This is a genomic window from Imperialibacter roseus (assembly GCF_032999765.1).
GTDB classification, from domain to species: domain Bacteria; phylum Bacteroidota; class Bacteroidia; order Cytophagales; family Cyclobacteriaceae; genus Imperialibacter; species Imperialibacter roseus.
This window is the reverse complement of the sequence record NZ_CP136051.1, coordinates 6,358,444-6,375,120: the sequence shown is the minus strand read 5'-3', so window position 1 is coordinate 6,375,120 and position 16,677 is coordinate 6,358,444. Positions and strand designations below refer to the sequence as shown.

At 46.3% G+C, this 16,677-nt stretch carries 18 protein-coding genes and 2 tRNA genes; 9 read left to right on the top strand and 11 right to left on the bottom strand.

The window, feature by feature from the left end; translation table 11 throughout:
* Window positions 1–3: 3 nt before the first annotated feature.
* Both RT717_RS26840 and RT717_RS26835 read left to right on the top strand, forming a co-directional pair.
* Window positions 4–240, top strand: a complete 237-nt coding sequence (locus RT717_RS26840; RefSeq protein WP_317492390.1) for a DUF433 domain-containing protein — start codon at window positions 4–6, stop codon at window positions 238–240.
* A 1-nt stretch (window position 241) separates the two neighbouring features.
* Complete coding sequence (locus RT717_RS26835; protein ID WP_317489399.1) at window positions 242–601, top strand: DUF5615 family PIN-like protein; 360 nt, start codon at window positions 242–244, stop codon at window positions 599–601.
* A 144-nt stretch (window positions 602–745) separates the two neighbouring features.
* On the opposite strand, the gene RT717_RS26830 is transcribed toward RT717_RS26835, so the two are convergent.
* The 5 genes from RT717_RS26830 to RT717_RS26810 form a co-directional block, all read right to left on the bottom strand.
* Window positions 746–1,444: a DUF2490 domain-containing protein gene (locus tag RT717_RS26830; protein WP_317489398.1), complete on the bottom strand. Its 699-nt coding sequence runs from the start codon at window positions 1,442–1,444 to the stop codon at window positions 746–748.
* An 85-nt stretch (window positions 1,445–1,529) separates the two neighbouring features.
* Window positions 1,530–2,144 (bottom strand): SprT-like domain-containing protein, encoded by a 615-nt coding sequence (locus RT717_RS26825; protein WP_317489397.1) that lies wholly within the window; start codon window positions 2,142–2,144, stop codon window positions 1,530–1,532.
* Between the two features lie 6 nt (window positions 2,145–2,150).
* Window positions 2,151–2,504 carry a hypothetical protein gene (locus RT717_RS26820; protein WP_317489396.1) on the bottom strand — a complete coding sequence of 118 codons (354 nt, stop codon included), beginning with the start codon at window positions 2,502–2,504 and terminating at the stop codon, window positions 2,151–2,153.
* A gap of 14 nt (window positions 2,505–2,518) precedes the next feature.
* A complete protein-coding gene (gene der / locus RT717_RS26815; RefSeq protein WP_151996218.1) occupies window positions 2,519–3,829 on the bottom strand; it encodes a ribosome biogenesis GTPase Der in 1,311 nt (436 codons plus the stop codon).
* Window positions 3,830–4,002: 173 nt separating this feature from the next.
* Window positions 4,003–4,075: transfer RNA gene (locus RT717_RS26810), tRNA-Met, on the bottom strand.
* 77 nt (window positions 4,076–4,152) lie between these two features.
* On the opposite strand from RT717_RS26810, the gene era reads away from it, so the two are divergent.
* From era to RT717_RS26780, 6 genes are all read left to right on the top strand, one after another.
* Window positions 4,153–5,067: a GTPase Era gene (gene era / locus RT717_RS26805; protein WP_317489395.1), complete on the top strand. Its 915-nt coding sequence runs from the start codon at window positions 4,153–4,155 to the stop codon at window positions 5,065–5,067.
* Window positions 5,068–5,270: 203 nt separating this feature from the next.
* A complete protein-coding gene (locus RT717_RS26800) occupies window positions 5,271–6,101 on the top strand; it encodes a hypothetical protein (RefSeq protein ID WP_317489394.1) in 831 nt (276 codons plus the stop codon).
* A gap of 2 nt (window positions 6,102–6,103) precedes the next feature.
* On the top strand, window positions 6,104–6,937 hold the full coding sequence (locus RT717_RS26795; protein WP_317489393.1) for a hypothetical protein: 834 nt from the start codon (window positions 6,104–6,106) through the stop codon (window positions 6,935–6,937).
* The gene (locus RT717_RS26790) at window positions 6,934–7,761 is read left to right on the top strand and encodes a hypothetical protein (RefSeq protein ID WP_317489392.1); all 828 of its coding nucleotides are present in this window, start codon (window positions 6,934–6,936) and stop codon (window positions 7,759–7,761) included. Before RT717_RS26795 ends, RT717_RS26790 begins: the two co-directional genes overlap by 4 nt.
* 86 nt (window positions 7,762–7,847) lie before the next feature.
* Complete coding sequence (locus tag RT717_RS26785) at window positions 7,848–8,741, top strand: bile acid:sodium symporter family protein (protein ID WP_317489391.1); 894 nt, start codon at window positions 7,848–7,850, stop codon at window positions 8,739–8,741.
* Between the two features lie 15 nt (window positions 8,742–8,756).
* Entirely contained in the window at window positions 8,757–9,767 is a 1,011-nt protein-coding gene (locus RT717_RS26780; protein ID WP_317489390.1) for a 1-acyl-sn-glycerol-3-phosphate acyltransferase, read from the top strand.
* On the opposite strand, the gene RT717_RS26775 is transcribed toward RT717_RS26780, so the two are convergent.
* The 6 genes from RT717_RS26775 to RT717_RS26750 form a co-directional block, all read right to left on the bottom strand.
* Window positions 9,764–10,936, bottom strand: coding sequence for an AIR synthase related protein (locus RT717_RS26775; protein ID WP_317489389.1), 1,173 nt, complete (start codon window positions 10,934–10,936; stop codon window positions 9,764–9,766). The two genes, RT717_RS26780 and RT717_RS26775, sit on opposite strands and share 4 nt — an antisense overlap.
* Before the next feature lie 83 nt (window positions 10,937–11,019).
* Window positions 11,020–11,568 (bottom strand): 2'-5' RNA ligase family protein, encoded by a 549-nt coding sequence (locus tag RT717_RS26770; RefSeq protein ID WP_317489388.1) that lies wholly within the window; start codon window positions 11,566–11,568, stop codon window positions 11,020–11,022.
* Complete coding sequence (locus RT717_RS26765) at window positions 11,568–13,586, bottom strand: OmpA family protein (RefSeq protein WP_317489387.1); 2,019 nt, start codon at window positions 13,584–13,586, stop codon at window positions 11,568–11,570. The genes RT717_RS26770 and RT717_RS26765 overlap by 1 nt, the downstream gene beginning before the upstream one ends.
* A 55-nt stretch (window positions 13,587–13,641) precedes the next feature.
* Entirely contained in the window at window positions 13,642–14,145 is a 504-nt protein-coding gene (locus RT717_RS26760) for a hypothetical protein (RefSeq protein WP_317489386.1), read from the bottom strand.
* 99 nt (window positions 14,146–14,244) lie between these two features.
* A complete protein-coding gene (locus tag RT717_RS26755; protein ID WP_317489385.1) occupies window positions 14,245–15,042 on the bottom strand; it encodes a (Fe-S)-binding protein in 798 nt (265 codons plus the stop codon).
* Window positions 15,043–15,045: 3 nt separating this feature from the next.
* Complete coding sequence (locus RT717_RS26750; RefSeq protein ID WP_317489384.1) at window positions 15,046–16,380, bottom strand: (Fe-S)-binding protein; 1,335 nt, start codon at window positions 16,378–16,380, stop codon at window positions 15,046–15,048.
* A gap of 85 nt (window positions 16,381–16,465) precedes the next feature.
* On the opposite strand from RT717_RS26750, the gene RT717_RS26745 reads away from it, so the two are divergent.
* Window positions 16,466–16,538, top strand: a tRNA-Phe gene (locus RT717_RS26745).
* Window positions 16,539–16,677: the final 139 nt, after the last annotated feature.

The window sequence follows — 16,677 nt, the reverse complement described above, 5'->3', positions numbered from 1 at the left end:
AGCATGGAGAAATCGCTTTTACATAGAATTACACTGAATCCAGAGGTTTGTGGTGGCAAACCGACAATCAGAAACATGCGGTTTTCCGTCACAGACTTGTTGAGTCTGTTGGCTTCGGGCATGACCCACGAAGAAATACTTAAGGACTATCCATATTTGGAGGAAGATGATATCAAGGCATGTCTTGAGTATGCCGTAAAGATTTCCGACCCAAGAACAATCATTCCAGTAGTACAGTGACATGCATTGTTTTCTTGTCGACACGCAATTGCCCCCGCTATTGTCTGAGTTGCTGAACGAAAGAGGTTTCGATTCAAAGCACACCGCTGCCGACTTCCCAAATGGTCAATTTATGAACGACAGGAGTATTCTGGATATCGCAATAGAGGAAAATAGAATTGTCATCACAAAGGACAAAGACTTCAAGAACAATTACTTGCTGCAAGGCGCTCCTCCAAAAGTGTTATTTATCCAACTCGGAAATTCTCCCAATAGAGAATTGCTCAGCTATTTCAGGAAAAATTTAGCCCACATTAAATCTCTGCTCGACGACGGTCATTATTTTATTACGCTGGGAAAGGACAATATCGCTGCTTACTAAATCGAGAAAGCACATACAAAATAGACAAGTATCAGTTTCAACGACCCTTCAAATTGCCAACTGGAGAACCCTGACACCGAAAGTCTTCTACCAATTGGTGGAACAGCAGATTCAGCGGAGGATTGGGGAGTGAATCAAAAGCAATTATATCTTGTGATGAAGGCTGATCTGTACTTGTGTTTTTTGCCAGTTGTCGGTAGTTTGTTGCATAATGCCAACCTGAACTCTTGGGCCTGCCTTAAGGTGGTAGCCAATAGCCCCATAGGTTCTATTTCTATCAAAAAGCTCTACTGACCGACCGTTTCCTATCTCTCTTTGGCCATTAATAAAGAGCTCGTTGTATAGTGCCAAATAGATGGTCTTGGGTTCCATCTCTGCTTTGTTCAAGGGAATATTGAGAAATAAATTGTATCGGTATCGTGTACGGAAATCCTGCCCCTCCACAAAGCGTTGCTCGTACCTAAGGCGGTGGTTTAGAAAGATTCGATCACCTATTTTGGAAGGAAAGAGAGCTTCCTGATAAATTCTATGTTCAGCAGAAGTAGTTTGCTCAGGGCCATAAACTCCTGTATGGATACTAGCATAACCAGCTGTAAGAGTGATATTGGCCGATTTTGGCGACCATGTTAGCCCTCCACGAAGCAGCAGCTGCTCCAAATCGCCTATCATGTCCCAGTTCCTATACTGCAAGTCTCCCTGTAGCCCCCACTGACTTTCGCCAAAGGTTGTATTAACAAAATACATATACCACGCACCAAGCTCATCTTCGTTTACCTGCGCCTGGCTGGTGCCAAACATCACAAATAGGGCACAAATGATAGCTGACCTAATAATTCTCATCATACTAGTAAATGTTGTTCTCGCAAAGCGGTGGCTCGGTTCGACTTTACTAAATAACCTAATAAAATTCTCGTTAACCAACCATTTTTCAAGGGGCGGTGTAAGCAATCCTTTCCACCCTCGCTACTTCCGAAATCAAATACTTTCGCCCCGTCTTCATTTCCAGGCAAATCGACCGAGTACGTTTCTTCCCTTCTTTTTTGAAGTGCCTTGATTCAAGCAGGAATTCTTCTCCAATGACAAGCTCTGCCAGCAATATGCCGCTTTTGTGCACATCGTACCTGGAAAGGGCCATCATGAGGACAGGGTCGGAGCAGGAAGCGGCCTTGGGGTTGGCCAGGTGGCGGCGGAGCTTCAGTCCCAGCTCATCAGGAAATGCTCCCGCTTCTACGATGGGGAACAGCACTTCCTTAAAAGTGTTTTTCCACTCAGCACCATGAGGGGCTATTCGCCGGCCATACTTTTCAAAAGCTTGCAGGTGGGCCACCTCGTGCAGATAGGTAACCGTAAAAGCATAGGGGTTGAGGTCTTGATTGACTGTAATAATGGGCTTCTTGCCCTTATTAAAGCGGAAGTCGCCGAGCTTGGTGGAGCGGCCTTTGACCACCTTTAGTGTGAATCCATGCTTCACCCAAAGGTCAAAGCAATACCGGGAAGCCTTTGGCGGCAGGTATTTTTCGAAAACTGCAAACTGTGACTGCAAGCGGGCTTAAGGTAAGTCTTCTAAGTCTTTTTCAATGGTTATCTTCACATCCTTCAAATCACGGTGGATGCTTCGCAGCTCTTTTCTGATTTGCTCTCTTATCTTCCGCACATCCCTGTCGGACACGTCTACTTTGATCACGATATCGTCGAGACCATCCTCCAGATCGATCCTGATCTCCTCCACATCATCCATGGCATCGTCGAGCGATTCCTCCACGTCGTTGAGGGCTTCGTTGATGATGTCCTCAATTTCGTTGGTGCTGGCTTCTACAGTTATACTGAACCGATTGTCATCACGTCGGTCGCTGCATGAGCTGATCATGAAAGCGACAAAAAGTATTGCTAACAACTTTTTCATAGGATAAAACTACCCTATTTCTGTCTGAAAAACAACGTGATGGGTGAACCGGTAAAGCCAAAGTGACCACGCAATTTATTTATCAAATACCGCTGATAGGATTCTTTGATGTACTGCGGGTTGCTACAGAAAAAGGCGAATGAAGGCGTCTTTGTCGGAAGCTGCGTGATGTATTTGATGTTGATAATTTTGCTTTTGACAGACGGCGGAGGGAATTTTTCTATTTCCTTCAACATAATATCATTCAGCTTGGAGGTCGGAACCTTTTTTATTCGGTTCTCGTGGATTTCCATGGCCAGCTCAATCGCCTGAAAAATTCTCTTCTTGGTTACTACAGACGTGAATATAATGGGCACATAAGCCATATCGCCAAGCTTTTCTATCATGGCTTTTGTAAACTTGTCGGCGGTTTTCTCGTCCTTCTCTACCAGGTCCCACTTGTTCACCATGATCATGATGCCCTTTTTGTACTTGTGGGCCAGGTTGATAATGCTCATATCCTGCGCTTCCAGGCCAAGTGTTGCATCGATCATGACAATACTCACATCACTGTCCTGAAGGGCCTGAATGGATCGCAGCACAGAGAAGAATTCAATGTCTTCCTTCACCTTGGCTTTCTTCCGAATACCAGCGGTATCTGTCAGAATAAAGTCCTTGTTAAAAAGGGTATAGCGGGTGTCGATAGCATCACGGGTGGTGCCAGCCACGTTAGTTACGATGGTTCTGTCCTTGCCCACCAGCATATTTAGGAATGAAGATTTGCCCACATTGGGCCTTCCAAGAATAGCGATCCGGGGAATGTCTTTGCCCGGGTCTTCGTCCCCATCTTCCTCAAAATGCTTTACTACTTCATCAAGCAGTTCTCCAGTGCCCGAACCGCTATTGGAAGAAATAGGAAACATATGTTCGCCCAGCCCCAACTCGTAAAATTCATTGGCAGCAAATATTCGTTCGGTATTATCAGCCTTGTTGGCCACAAGCAGTACAGGCTTGTTTACACTCCTCACCACGTTGGCAAAGTCCCTGTCCCATGGAGTAACTCCCTCGCCGCAGTCGACCATAAATAAAATGACCGACGCTTCTTCGAGCGCTTCTACCACCTGCTCTCTGATGGCAGATTCGAAAATATCATCCGACCCCACCACATATCCGCCGGTATCAATCACCGTAAAATATTTACCAATCCACTCGGCATAGCCGTAGTGGCGATCCCTGGTTACGCCAGGTTCGTTGTCCATAATGGCCTTTTTCTTCTCAATCAGTCTGTTGAAGAAAGTGGATTTGCCCACGTTGGGCCTGCCTACAATTGCTACGATATTTGCCACTGGAAAATAAAAGATTAGTAATAATGAATGAGGAAATCAGCCACGATGGCTCCGCTGAAAACAAATACTATTGGTAAAATTCGTCATAATAATTCAGAAAAGCTCCTCTGGCTTTTTCGCTACCATAACAACGCATAACAAAAAGGCCTCAGCGTGCGCTGAGGCCTTGTTAGTAGCGGGGACAGGACTCGAACCTGTGGCCTTCGGGTTATGAGCCCGACGAGCTACCAACTGCTCCACCCCGCGATATGTTTGTTAAAGGGCTACAAATGTAAGGCAGCTTTTAAGCAAAAACAAGTACCTTTACAGAATAATTCAAAAGAATGTCAAAAAAATCTACTGAACCGCCATCAAAAGAGTTCCGCTCGGGATTTGTGTCTATCATCGGCAAACCCAACGTCGGCAAATCTACCCTGATGAACGCTCTCATTGGTGAGCGCCTCTCCATCATCACTGCTAAGGCCCAAACTACCCGCCACCGCATTTTTGGCATTCTGACAGGCAAAGATTTTCAGATAGTATACTCCGACACACCCGGGGTAATTAAGCCTCAGTATGAATTGCAGGAGGCAATGATGCGTTTTGTGTACCAGTCGCTGGAAGATGCAGATGTGATTCTTTTTGTTGTCGAGCTGGGCGACAAAATGGATGGCGACAACGTCGAAATTCTGGAGCTCCTGAGGAAGAGCGGTGTACCGGCCCTTTTTGTGATCAACAAAATCGACAAGTCAAAAGGCAGCCAGCTGGAGGACAAAGTAACCTACTTCAAAGAGTTCTCGGGTGATATTCCTATCCTCTGCATCTCCGCCCTCGACAAGACCAATCTGGAGCCCCTGTTTGACCAGATATTAGAAAAGCTGCCTGTCCATCCGCCCTATTTTCCTGACGATGAAATGACAGACCGAACCGAGCGGTTTTTTGCCTCAGAGATCATCAGAGAGAAAATATTTCTGAACTATAAAAAGGAGGTGCCTTATAGCTGCGAAGTAATCATTGCTTCATTCAAAGAGGAAGAAAAAATTATCCGGGTGATGGCGGAGATTTTTGTTGAGCGAGCCACGCAAAGGGCGATCATTATTGGTCATGGGGGGCTAGCGCTGAAAAAAGTGGGTATAGAGGCGAGGAAGAACATGGAAGCATTCTTCGGCAAGCAGGTTCACCTCGAAACCTATGTGAGGGTTGAAAAAGACTGGCGGCAAAATAAGCTCAAATTGAAAAGGTTTGGCTATGTGGATTGAATCGCAGCCAAAAAACGACTTCTCCCCCATGCATTTGAGCTACCGAAGGTCAGTCATAATTCACCAAAAATAGATTCCCAAAAATCTTTCTCTCCTACCAACAAACAGAAAAAGATTGCCCTTATCCAACATAATAAAACTATCAACTTTTCCATTTTATAAATTATTCCTATTTTAAGCACTTGCTCAAACAGGAATAACCAATGCTATCCAGAAAAAATAGCCTCATATCGGGTATTATAATATTTATATATTTTTTCCCACAAACATTCTACGGGCAGGAAGTTAATATAGGGAACGCCTTGAGCTCTGAAAATGCGCTTTTGAATATTGGGTCAGACAAGGGCATATTACTTCCCCGGCTTACTTCCGGACAGCGGACAGCAATACCCAGCCCCGCCAATGGATTGATTGTATACGACATCGAACAACACTGCTATTACTATTATAACGGCCGCAGCGGCTGGGAAGCGATGAAGCCGGTGCCGGCGGGAACAATTACGATGTGGTACTCAACCAACATCTCTGCTTCCTTTAACCTTGGCACTGGTTTGGGAACGGGGCACATGGCTGGCTGGGCCCTTTGCGACGGACAAAATGGAAGACCGAACCTGAAAGAGAAGTTCGTGGTTGGCTACTCAGGGTCAGGAGACTATGCGGCCATTAAAGCACCAGGGGGACAAGCATCAGTAGCACTTGGGGTAGATAACTTGCCAATCCACACTCACACCATTACTGACCCAGGTCACAACCATACCGTCACACTGCCTGCAAACACAAGTCATACGCACACTATCAGCTACAGCTCCAGTAGCTTTGGAGCAACTTTCGGTCGGGCCGACGATCATCTCTCCACCATCGCTTACAGAGACGGTGGTACTACTGTTGACTATGACGTCACTACTGGCAACGGCTCCTTCACCGCATCAATGGATCCCGCTAGTGCAAACATTTCATTGCAAAACAATGGGTCGGGTGCTGCGTTCGACAATCGCCCACCTTTCTATGTTCTTGTTTACATCATGAAATTATAGTTATGAAGTTTCCAGCTAAGATTGTTTTACTTTTTGCAATTACAGTGCCATTTACGCAATACGCCTTTGGCCGACAAGGCGCAGCCATAGGGACTACCAACCCAGAGCCGTCGGCGGCCTTTCAAGTCGGGGAAAGAGTATCCAGTATTAATAAAGGAGTACTCATTCCAAGGATTGACTTAAGCAGTGACCCCAAACCAATCCCTACGCCCACTGATGGCCTGCTGGTATATAACAAGTCCTCTGGGTTTCTTGCATACTCGAATGCAGGAACCTGGACTGACATTGCTCCGGTACCTTCCGGCACCGTAATCATGTGGGGAGGAGATGTCTCAAGCTTGCCAGATGGTTGGGTCCTCTGCGATGGAAACAAGTATGATCTCAAAGGCCAGTTGGACTCAAATGGCATCCCAACACCCAACCTAAGAAGCCAATTTATAGCAGGCTATTCTGGCGGCGGAGACTATGCCACGCTGAACTCCGTCACCGCAGGTGGGGCATTTCACACACTTACGGAGGCCGAAATGCCTTCACATTCACACGCCATCTCATCTGATCACAAACACAGCATAGGTTTTACTCCAGGTGCTCACGATCACGATTTCTCTGTCAGCGACGCCGAAAAGAGCACCGGCGCTATCGCAGGCGCAAGCACTGCACCTGTTGCCGGGTTTCACTATCTCCCGGTAGCTAACCCCAAATCAACTTCGAAGGTAGGAACGGCCATTGGCGTTAGCGGTTCGACCACAGGGATTTCCGTAGGGGAAACCGGCTCAAGTCAAGCCATCGACAACAGACCCCCGTATTATGTATTGGCCTTTATAATGAAGCTATGAAAAAGAGAATTCAACCTCATCGATGGCTACGTGCCGTTGCCTTCATTTTTATAAGTTTCTCCTCAAAGGCACAGGAATCAACAGACTTTCTTTTTATAGGCACTGGGCCAACCCCGCCTTACGAAAAGGCCGTCGTTGTCATTGATGTCCAGGAAAAAAACAAAGGTGTACTATTGCCCAACTACGCTGCCGGAACCAACGACGGCACCAACCATAGAAGCCACCCGTTAGCGGCCGAAGCAGGAATGATGTACTACGACTCTAACGGAAATAACGTGAATGTATACAATAGCACCAATGGTGTTTGGAATTCATTGGGTTTTCTCCCGGTCAAAAGCATCGTGATGTGGAGCGGTGACCCAAGCGCCCTTCCCGCTGGCTGGTATCTCTGCGATGGTGAAAATGGCACTCCCGATTTAAGAGGTAGGTTTATTGTGGGGCTGAACCCAGGTGGTTCAGACTATCCCTCCAAGGGCCCGGGTGGCGGCTTTGACCATATAACGATTACCGAGGCCATGCTGCCTAGCCATTTGCATGGGGTAAACGACCCGGGTCATGCCCATGCGGCTACCTTGACTCATGATCATGCCTATTCTGTCACAGAATACCGATCCATTATCCCGAACACAAATAAAAGCATGGTGGGGCCTGGGGGCTCTCCAAGCAACACAAGTTCGGTCACCACAAGCTCAGCCTCATTTACCGGCACATTTTCTGTCTCCTCAATCGGTGTAGGAGCATCTGCTGGTGCCACCGGGGGCGGTCAACAATACGACAACAGACCTCCTTATCTCGTACTGGCCTTTATTATGCGAGTAAACTAGTCAAAAAAGGACGGCCACAGAAGGAGATTTAGATATCCGCCGAACGACCATTTTTCTTGCTATCTTTCGCCTTCCTTAAATACAACATGGAAGCGATAGACAGTGTGCACCTCAACTTTAACCAGGGAACAGCCTGGGGCCTTAACTTTCTGCTGGCTTTTATTATGTTCAGCGTTGCTATCGAACTCACAGTTACCGATTTTAAAAAGATTGCTCAATACCCGAAGGCAGCTTTGATCGGGATAGTCTCTCAATTCCTTCTTCTCCCATTTCTGACTTTCCTGCTCATACGTGCCTGGGAGCCTGCTCCAAGTATTGCCCTCGGCATGATTATGGTAGCCGCTTGTCCTGGTGGCAATGTCTCCAATTTTTTCTCTTTTATGGCCAAAGGCAATGTGGCGCTGTCCGTCACCCTTACAGCCTTTTCGACTGTAGGGGCTATTCTTTTCACCCCAATCAACCTGTCCTTCTGGGCCAGTCAATATGAGCCAACCGCCAGATTGCTGACAAAAGTGGATCTTTCAGTATTAGATGTGTTTACCGCTGTATTCATCATACTAGGCGTGCCACTTATCGTCGGCATGACTGCAAAGTACAAAGCCCCAGAATGGTGCCTGAAATATGGCAATGTATTTCGTAAGATTTCACTGGGCATCTTTGCACTATTCGTTGTTGGAGCACTTACCGCTAACTACGAAATATTTTATAAACACATTTATCTGGTTGTCATCCTGGTATTGATCCATAATGCGCTTGCTCTGGGCGGAGGCTATGCCCTGGCCAGATTATCCGGTTTGACTTCCACAGATCGTCGGACGATTGCTATTGAAACAGGAATCCAAAATTCAGGCTTGGGACTTTTGCTCATATTTACTTTTTTTGATGGCTTGGGAGGCATGGCGCTGATTGCCGCCTGGTGGGGCATCTGGCACATGGTATCCGGGATGACAGTCAGTTACCTGTGGTCCCGTTCCAATTAAACTTTAACGATATTCATGCTTTATTTCATTTTTCGGCCAATTGTTAGGGTCGCTCTATGGTTTTTTTACGGCCATTTCAAGGTTTCCGGCCTCGAAAATTTACCAAGGAATGCTCCTGTTATACTTGCCCCTAATCATCAGAATTCCTTTTTAGATGCTATTCTGCCGGCCTGTTTTCAGCCCCGGTCACTTCATTTCCTCACCCGCTCTGACGTTTTCAAAAAAGGACTGATACAAAAAATTCTTTTTGGCTTTCATATGTGGCCTGTCTACAGGCAGCGTGATGGCAAGGACACACTAGGAAAAAATGAAGAAGTGTTTAAGAACTGTAGCCAGCTCCTGAGGAGTAATGGATGTCTGCTACTGTTTCCGGAAGGCGACCAGATCTGCGCACACAACCTTAGGTCACTTAAAAAAGGAATGGCTCGCATCGCCTTTCAAACCGCCGAAGAGTCCAACTTTGAAAAGGAAATTTATATTGTACCAGTGGGGTTGAATTACGAGCACTACTGGAATTTCAATACGGCGTTTCAGATGCGGTTCGGTAAACCAATAAAAGTGCTCGATTTTAAGAAAGACTATCAAGAGAGCGAACAAAAAGGACTCCTGTCACTTACCAAAGCGGTGAGTGAGGGTATGGAGCAGGAGATCATCCAGATTGGCAGCCGGGCCAATGAACATTTTTGGTTCGAAGAGGCGGGCCTTTCAGGGGTGGACTTAACTTCACCTGAATTTTTCAGAAACATAGACGTCGACTCAAGACCTGCGCCAAAGCCAAAGAAAAGAAAAATCAACACCCTTGCACGTGCTTTACACTGGCCCGTGCTTACACTCCTTGCTAGTTTTTTGAAAAGTAAAATCAAAGACAACAAGTTTCTTGGTGCCGTAAAGTTCGGAATGGGTATGGTCTTCTTCCCGATATATTACCTGATTGTATTCACCGCCGTCGTTATCCTTTCCGGCAATTGGTGGCTGGGAGCGGGATTAATTGTTTTTATGATTATATCCCTGAAGATAAAAAGCTAAGCTTTGCTGTACTCAAAAGTGCCGTGCGCACTGGAAATCGTGACAAGCGGGCTAGCCGAGGCCTTCACCTCACCTATGATTTGCGCATCAACTCCGAAACTGTCGGCAATTTGAATCATGTTCTCCGCTGATTCAGCGTCGGTATATATTTCCATCCGATGCCCCATATTGAACACTTTGTACATCTCCTTCCAATCCGTACCACTTTCTTCCTGAATGATCCTGAATAAAGGCGGAACATCAAACATGTTGTTTTTTACCACATGATTCTCAGTGATAAAGTGGAGTACTTTGGTTTGTGCTCCCCCACTGCAATGGACAATTCCATCAATCGCTGCCCGGTGGTGTTTAAAAACCTCCATCATCACAGGTGCGTATGTCCTTGTGGGCGAAAGTACCAACTTCCCCATATCCAACGGCACGCCCGCTACCCTGTCAGTCAGCTTGTATTTCCCTGAGTACACCAGGCCTCGTGCTACCGCAGCATCATAACTTTCAGGATACTTGTCCGCATAGGCCTTTTCAAAAACATCGTGACGTGCAGAGGTGAGTCCGTTGCTGCCCATGCCTCCATTGTACTCAGTTTCATAGGTAGCCTGACCGTACGACGCCAGTCCAACAATCACATTCCCCGGCTTTATGCCATCAGTAGTAATCACGTCCGAGCGCTTCATTCTGGCAATCACCGTGCTGTCTACTATGATGGTTCGAACCAAGTCGCCAACGTCGGCAGTTTCACCACCGGTCAGTGCTATGTTCACACCGTGATCCCGCAGCAGTTGCAGCACTTCCTCAGTGCCGTTGATAATCGCAGAGATAACTTCTCCGGGTACTTTGTGCTTATTACGTCCAATGGTAGAGGAAAGTAGAATATTGTCGGTGGCGCCTACGCAGAGCAGGTCGTCGGTATTCATAATGACTGCGTCCTGGGCAATACCCTTCCAAACACTCAAGTCGCCTGTTTCTTTCCAATACAGGTAGGCGAGCGATGACTTGGTGCCTGCACCATCAGCGTGCATGATATTGCACCACTCGCCGTCGTTGCCCAGCATGTCAGGCACAATCTTGCAAAATGCTTTGGAGAAAAGGCCCTTGTCAAGTTTAGAAATTGCCTGGTGCACGTCTTCCTTATCGGCCGACACACCTCGTTGCAGGTAGCGCTCGTTCATGTGGCAAAAATAAGCGACCCACAAGAATTGTTTGTCCTCTTTAACTAATTAATTGAAAACTTATGAAGACACAGCAGCCCAGATCAAATAGCGAACTCCTTCAAAAGGATGTTTTTCCTTGTTTCCGGGTCTTCTTTGTAGACAACAATTCTCCGGCATTCAAAAGCATCGGGAACAGACGCACTGGCAAGGAACTTAATCGCCTTGTCGTAGTTGTCGCCCTTGATGTAGTTACCAATGGTAATGTGGTGCCTCAGGTATTTTTCAAAATCTTCGTGCTGAGGTTTCTCTCCCAACAAATAATCTTTGAAGGCCTGGTGAAGACTATTGGTTAATACCCTTAGAGGAAGTGACTTCTCCACATCCACAAAAATAAATCCCCTGCCGGGCGCTGTAATTTTATTCAGCGAAATATCGAACGGAAGAGCCCCTGTCAATACCTTTTCGACGGCCTGCACAAGCGGCTCAAGGTGACCCGGTTCAACTTTTAGATAAATGAGGGAAATGTGTGGTTCATAATCCCAATAAAAATAGTTGCCTATTTTCTCCCTGAGCTGGAACTTGAGTTTTTGGATATGAGAATAGACAGGCTCCGTGGGGAGCAAAAATACCTTTACAGTGTCGAACGCCATTATTCTTGTTCTCCTCCATTTCCCCGTTTAAAATACTTGTCAAACTCATCATCCTGCAGCGATCCCGGCTGGTCTTCGTCTTCTATGATGAACTTTGACTTGTCGTATTTTGTCACTTTAAATTCGGTGCGGCGGTTGACCTGATGCTCCTCCTCAGTTTGTGCTTCTTTGATGATCAACTGAGTTTCTCCATAACCTCGGGCCACCATGCGGGAGGCGTTTATCCCCTGCGAAACAAGGTATCTAACCGCTGATCTTGCCCTTCTATCAGAAAGGTCAAGGTTGTAATCATCAGGAGCCCGATCATCTGTATGAGAAGCAAGCTCAATTTCAATCTCCGGGTTATCTCTCATGAGTTGCGCCAGCTTGTCAAGTTCCAAGGCAGCATCGGCCCTGATGTCGTCCTTGTCCAGATCGTAGTAGATATTTTCCAACACAATCGGCTTCTGCATAATAATTTTCTCGAGCCGGATTTTTGTTTCAAAAGTTACGTTAGTAATCAGCTCAGTAAGTGTGCTTCTGTCAGGCGTTTTGCCTACAGTGCTAAAGTCGATCCTTGTGGTGAAGTAGTCTGGCTTTTCGGCTACCAGATAATAGTTTTCTTCCCCAAAAACCTGAAAATTGAAGGAGCCATCGTCACCGGTGAAGGTTTCGCTAATCAGCTTATCATCCTTTTCATCCAGAAGCCTCACTTTGGTATTGCCTAGAATCTCATCTGTTCCTGTAACCCCTGGTGTGACTGTTGTGCCTGCCAAATGGAAATTGATAATTTTCAGATTAGGGTCATCATTGACAAAGGTATAGATGTCGTCATCGCCCTTTCCGCCAGGTCGATTTGAAGAAAAGAAGCCTCTGGTAGGGTTAAAAAGGAATAAACCAAAATCGTCTCCTTCCGAGTTGACTGGTGCCCCAAGGTTGTCAACCCTCATAGCTCCTCCCTGCCTCTTCGCCACAAAAATATCCATGCTACCAAGCCCAGGATGTCCGTTGGAGGAAAAATAGAGTGACCCGTCTTCCGCCATATAAGGAAATGCTTCGTCACCCGCTGTGTTGATTTCCGGCCCCAGGTTTCTGATGTCCACCCATCTGCCCCGGTTGTTTAACGTGGCCGAATAGATGTCGCTGCCACCCAGTCCGCCGGGCCTGTCCGATGCCCAAAATAGCGTGGTGCCATCGGGGCTCATTGCAGGACTACTGTCCCAAGACGAAGGCTCGTTGACGTTGACCGGCCTTGGGGTAGACCAGCGACCGTTTCGGTAGCGGGTAAAAAACAAATTGATTTGCTCGGCATCACTGCTTTTCCCTGTGTTACCTTTGGCAAAAATCATGGTGTAGCCATCAGGCGAAAAAGCAACAGATCCTTCGTTTACTCCCGGGTCGTTAATAATTGGATCCAGTGCTTTGAGCGAAGTAAGGTCAACAACCGCTCCTCTTGTTTTCACACTGTAAATATCCGTAAAACCTGTGCCAGTGGCCTTGTATACTTTTCCGCCATCTCTGTTGGAGGTGAAATACAAATCGCCCTTATTGTACACTGGGCTATATTCCGCAGCTGGCGTATTTACCGTTTCAAGGTTTTTTACCCTGTAGTACGACTCTCTGTCTTTTAAAAGATCAAGCTTCTCAAGGCTGGCCAGGTCATCTTCCGCAAGCTTCTTGATAGATGGCGTTGAGGCTTTCAGCAAATAGTCGTTTAACGCATCTTTAGCATCCTCATATTTCCCTACAGCTTTCAAGGACTGAGCATATTCAAACCAGGCCATTTCGTCATCGATGCCATTCTGAATAGCCGCCCGGTAATAGGGCATCCCCTGTCCAATTTTGTTAGACTTCTTGTAAGCTTCTGCAAGCCGATAATTTAGATTCGGATCCCGTGGGTTTTTCTTCACCAGTGTTTGATACTGGTTGATAGCAACGTCATATTCCGCATTGGCGTATGACTTTTCTGCTTTTTTGGAAACACTGCATCCAGCCAGAAAAAACAATCCCAATACTAGTCCCAAACAGGTGTTTCTCATAACAACTACTATTAAACGAGGTACAACCTTCAAACACTCAATTTAACGAATGTCCCTATTGAAAGGTATGCGCAGTTTTAAAATAACGTTTCAACCAGGTGTCTCCAGCCGGCACCACCCAATTCGTTTTCAGGTCTTGCTTTGTACTTATCAGTGTGTTGAATACCCGAGAATCGGCCTCTAGCTCACCTCCCGCTACCTTTGGCTTTATTTCTTGCAGCTTAACCCTTTCCAGAGATTGACCGTTTTTAAAAATCACAGTGTCTCTTGTAAAAAAGTCTACTTTAAGTTTTTCCTGAAGCACCTGGAGTTCGTGAACTGACGTATCAATACTGCAACCTGAAGCGCCAGAAGACGATTCGTCGACTGCGATGATGACAAATACTTTATTTTCTATGATGAAAGAACTCGTAAGCGGCTGGTTATGGGCCTTCCAAGAATCAAGAAATGAAGTAAGCGAACCGGAAAGCCATTCCACTTCTTCGTCGGTAAGGAATCTATTGCATTGGTACACCCACAGCCTGCTGGTGTCCTCCATTTGATCAAAAGGAATAAACATGCCTTATAATTTTTAGTAAATATAAAAGCCCGGGGCTATATGAACTAATCGAGCCGTTGCTATTACTAATAATTACAATAAAACTAAAGTTCCAATCACCTACGAATTTGACAGGTCAGCATTTGATGCCAGAATAAGCTCTGCCAGATCAAGCACCCTCACCTGGCTTTCCTTTTCCTTGTTCTTCACCCCATCCGACAGCATAGTCATGCAGAACGGACAAGCGGCGGCTATTACCTCCGCACCGGTTGACAGCGCCTCCTCCGTTCGTTCAATATTAATTTCCTTGTTCCCTTTTTCAGCGTCCTTAAACATTTGCGCTCCTCCGGCACCGCAGCAAAGGCCGGTGGTCCTGCATCTCTTCATTTCTACCAGGTCAGCATCAAGAGCGGAAATCACCTCTCTAGGCGCTTCATACACCTGATTGGCCCGACCAAGATAACAGCTGTCGTGATAAGTAATCTTTTTGCCCTTAAAGGCCCCGCCAGCTACTTTCACTCTGCCTTCACTGATAAGTTGCTGAAGGTAAGTAGAGTGGTGGATCACCTCGTAATCGCCACCAAGGCTGGGGTATTCATTCTTCAACGTATTGAAACAGTGAGGGCAGGCCGTCACTATCTTTTTTATTTCATAGCCATTGAGCACCTGAATGTTGGCCATGGCCTGCATTTGAAACAAAAACTCATTTCCCGCACGCTTAGCCGGATCACCTGTGCATGCCTCCTCCTGGCCCAGAACTGCAAATTTTATCCCGGCATGGTTTAGGATTTTAACAAAGGCGGTTGTCACTCTCTTGTAACGGTCATCAAAAGATCCGGCACAGCCTACCCAAAACAACACTTCGGGAGACTCTCCTTTTGCGGCCATTTCGGCCATGGTTGCTATCTTATACTCCATTGCTTAGTCGTTTGAAGGTTCTTGTTTCAGCTCGTCGGCCCACTTGAACCGGTCGGAGGGAGGAAACTTCCAGGGGGCAAAATTATTCTCGATATTTGAAAACATCGTATTCCAGGATGCTGGCGAGCCCGATTCTTCCATGGCTACATACTGGCGCATCTGTACAATGATATTCAAAGGGTCAATATTAACCGGACAGGCTTCAGTGCAGGCATTGCATGTGGTGCAAGCGTTAATCTCTTCTTTGGAGATATGGTCACCCAGAAGCGACTTGCCATCTGTCCCAGGCTCGCCACCTTTAGCAAGAAAGCTCCCGTACTCTTCCACCCGATCCCTCGTGTCCATCATGATTTTACGGGGTGAAAGCTTTTTACCGGTTATGTTGGCTGGGCATTCAGAGGTGCAACGACCACATTCGGTACAAGCGTAGGCGTCCATCAGATTCTTCCAGCTCAAGTCGACCACGTCTTTAGCGCCAAATCTCCCTACCTCAGCTGGTGGTGCGGCCTGGTCCGACTGAATGCCGAGCATCATCTTCACCTCATTAGTTACGGTCTCCATGTTCTCAAACTTCCCTTTCGCATTCAGGTTGGAGTACCACGTGTTCGGAAATGCCATGAAAATGTGCAGGTGCTTTGAGTAAGTAACATAAATAGCGAAGGCCAGAATGCCAATAATATGAAACCACCAGGCAAACCGTTCAACAACTACCAGCGTCCCAGTGCTCATTCCGTCGAATAATGGAATAAGCACAGAGCTGATGTAGAGGTTGCCTGTTTGATGATAGGGTTCCGGCATTTGCTCTTGCAGCAGCTGATCGGTGGCATTCATAGTAAGAATGGCTAGCATCAGGATGCTTTCGATTACCAAAATAAGATTGCCGTCCAGTGCCGGCCACCCCTTCATTTCGGGCTTTGTGAATCTTGGCACTCTCAAAATATTTCTCCTTATCAAAAAGACAACACAAGCAACTAAAACTGCCAGAGCAAGAAATTCGAAAAAATTAATTGCCACACCATAAATGCTGCCGAGCAAAGGAGCAAACAGCCTGTGCGTTCCTAATATACCGTCGAGCACAAACTCCAGCACCTCCAGATTGATAATGAGAAAGCCCGCATAAATAAAGAAGTGAAAAAAGGCAGGAATAAAACGTTTAAACATTTTCCTTTGACCGAAAGCCACAAGCAGCATGGTTTTCCATCTTTCACTCTTGCGATCAGATCTGTCAATGGATCTTCCCAATAAAATATTTTTTCTTATCTGTCGTATTCGACCGAAAAGCATAAAGCCCGCAACGGCCAGAATAGCTAAAAAAGCAATTTGCGGAAGGTAGGTCATGTTCTTTGTCGCTAGTTTCCTTTATTTTTCAAAATGTTTTTGGATCAAATCATTTAATCCATACTTTTGCATTCTCATTTCTGAGGGTGCTGTAGCTCAGTTGGTAGAGCATCGGACTGAAAATCCGTGAGTCGGTGGTTCGAATCCACTCAGCACCACATCCCTTAAATGCCTTCGCTAGCGAAGGCATTTTCTTTTTTACCACCCCGCCCCAATTTTTCCAACCCAGCGATAATCTTTTAGCTGCGCTTTCATTGTTTCGAAGATATAAAGGATTTATGAAAAATAGTATGCATG

Bases quoted from the DNA above. Each gene is read 5' to 3' on its own strand.
- RT717_RS26840 (WP_317492390.1), top strand. From the start codon at position 4: ATGGAGAAATCGCTTTTACATAGAATTACACTGAATCCAGAGGTTTGT.
- RT717_RS26835 (WP_317489399.1), top strand. From the start codon at position 242: ATGCATTGTTTTCTTGTCGACACGCAATTGCCCCCGCTATTGTCTGAG.
- RT717_RS26830 (WP_317489398.1), bottom strand. From the start codon at position 1,444: ATGATGAGAATTATTAGGTCAGCTATCATTTGTGCCCTATTTGTGATG.
- RT717_RS26820 (WP_317489396.1), bottom strand. From the start codon at position 2,504: ATGAAAAAGTTGTTAGCAATACTTTTTGTCGCTTTCATGATCAGCTCA.
- era (WP_317489395.1), top strand. From the start codon at position 4,153: ATGTCAAAAAAATCTACTGAACCGCCATCAAAAGAGTTCCGCTCGGGA.
- RT717_RS26800 (WP_317489394.1), top strand. From the start codon at position 5,271: ATGCTATCCAGAAAAAATAGCCTCATATCGGGTATTATAATATTTATA.
- RT717_RS26795 (WP_317489393.1), top strand. From the start codon at position 6,104: ATGAAGTTTCCAGCTAAGATTGTTTTACTTTTTGCAATTACAGTGCCA.
- RT717_RS26790 (WP_317489392.1), top strand. From the start codon at position 6,934: ATGAAAAAGAGAATTCAACCTCATCGATGGCTACGTGCCGTTGCCTTC.
- RT717_RS26785 (WP_317489391.1), top strand. From the start codon at position 7,848: ATGGAAGCGATAGACAGTGTGCACCTCAACTTTAACCAGGGAACAGCC.
- RT717_RS26780 (WP_317489390.1), top strand. From the start codon at position 8,757: ATGCTTTATTTCATTTTTCGGCCAATTGTTAGGGTCGCTCTATGGTTT.
- RT717_RS26775 (WP_317489389.1), bottom strand. From the start codon at position 10,936: ATGAACGAGCGCTACCTGCAACGAGGTGTGTCGGCCGATAAGGAAGAC.
- RT717_RS26770 (WP_317489388.1), bottom strand. From the start codon at position 11,568: ATGGCGTTCGACACTGTAAAGGTATTTTTGCTCCCCACGGAGCCTGTC.
- RT717_RS26765 (WP_317489387.1), bottom strand. From the start codon at position 13,586: ATGAGAAACACCTGTTTGGGACTAGTATTGGGATTGTTTTTTCTGGCT.
- RT717_RS26760 (WP_317489386.1), bottom strand. From the start codon at position 14,145: ATGTTTATTCCTTTTGATCAAATGGAGGACACCAGCAGGCTGTGGGTG.
- RT717_RS26755 (WP_317489385.1), bottom strand. From the start codon at position 15,042: ATGGAGTATAAGATAGCAACCATGGCCGAAATGGCCGCAAAAGGAGAG.
- RT717_RS26750 (WP_317489384.1), bottom strand. From the start codon at position 16,380: ATGACCTACCTTCCGCAAATTGCTTTTTTAGCTATTCTGGCCGTTGCG.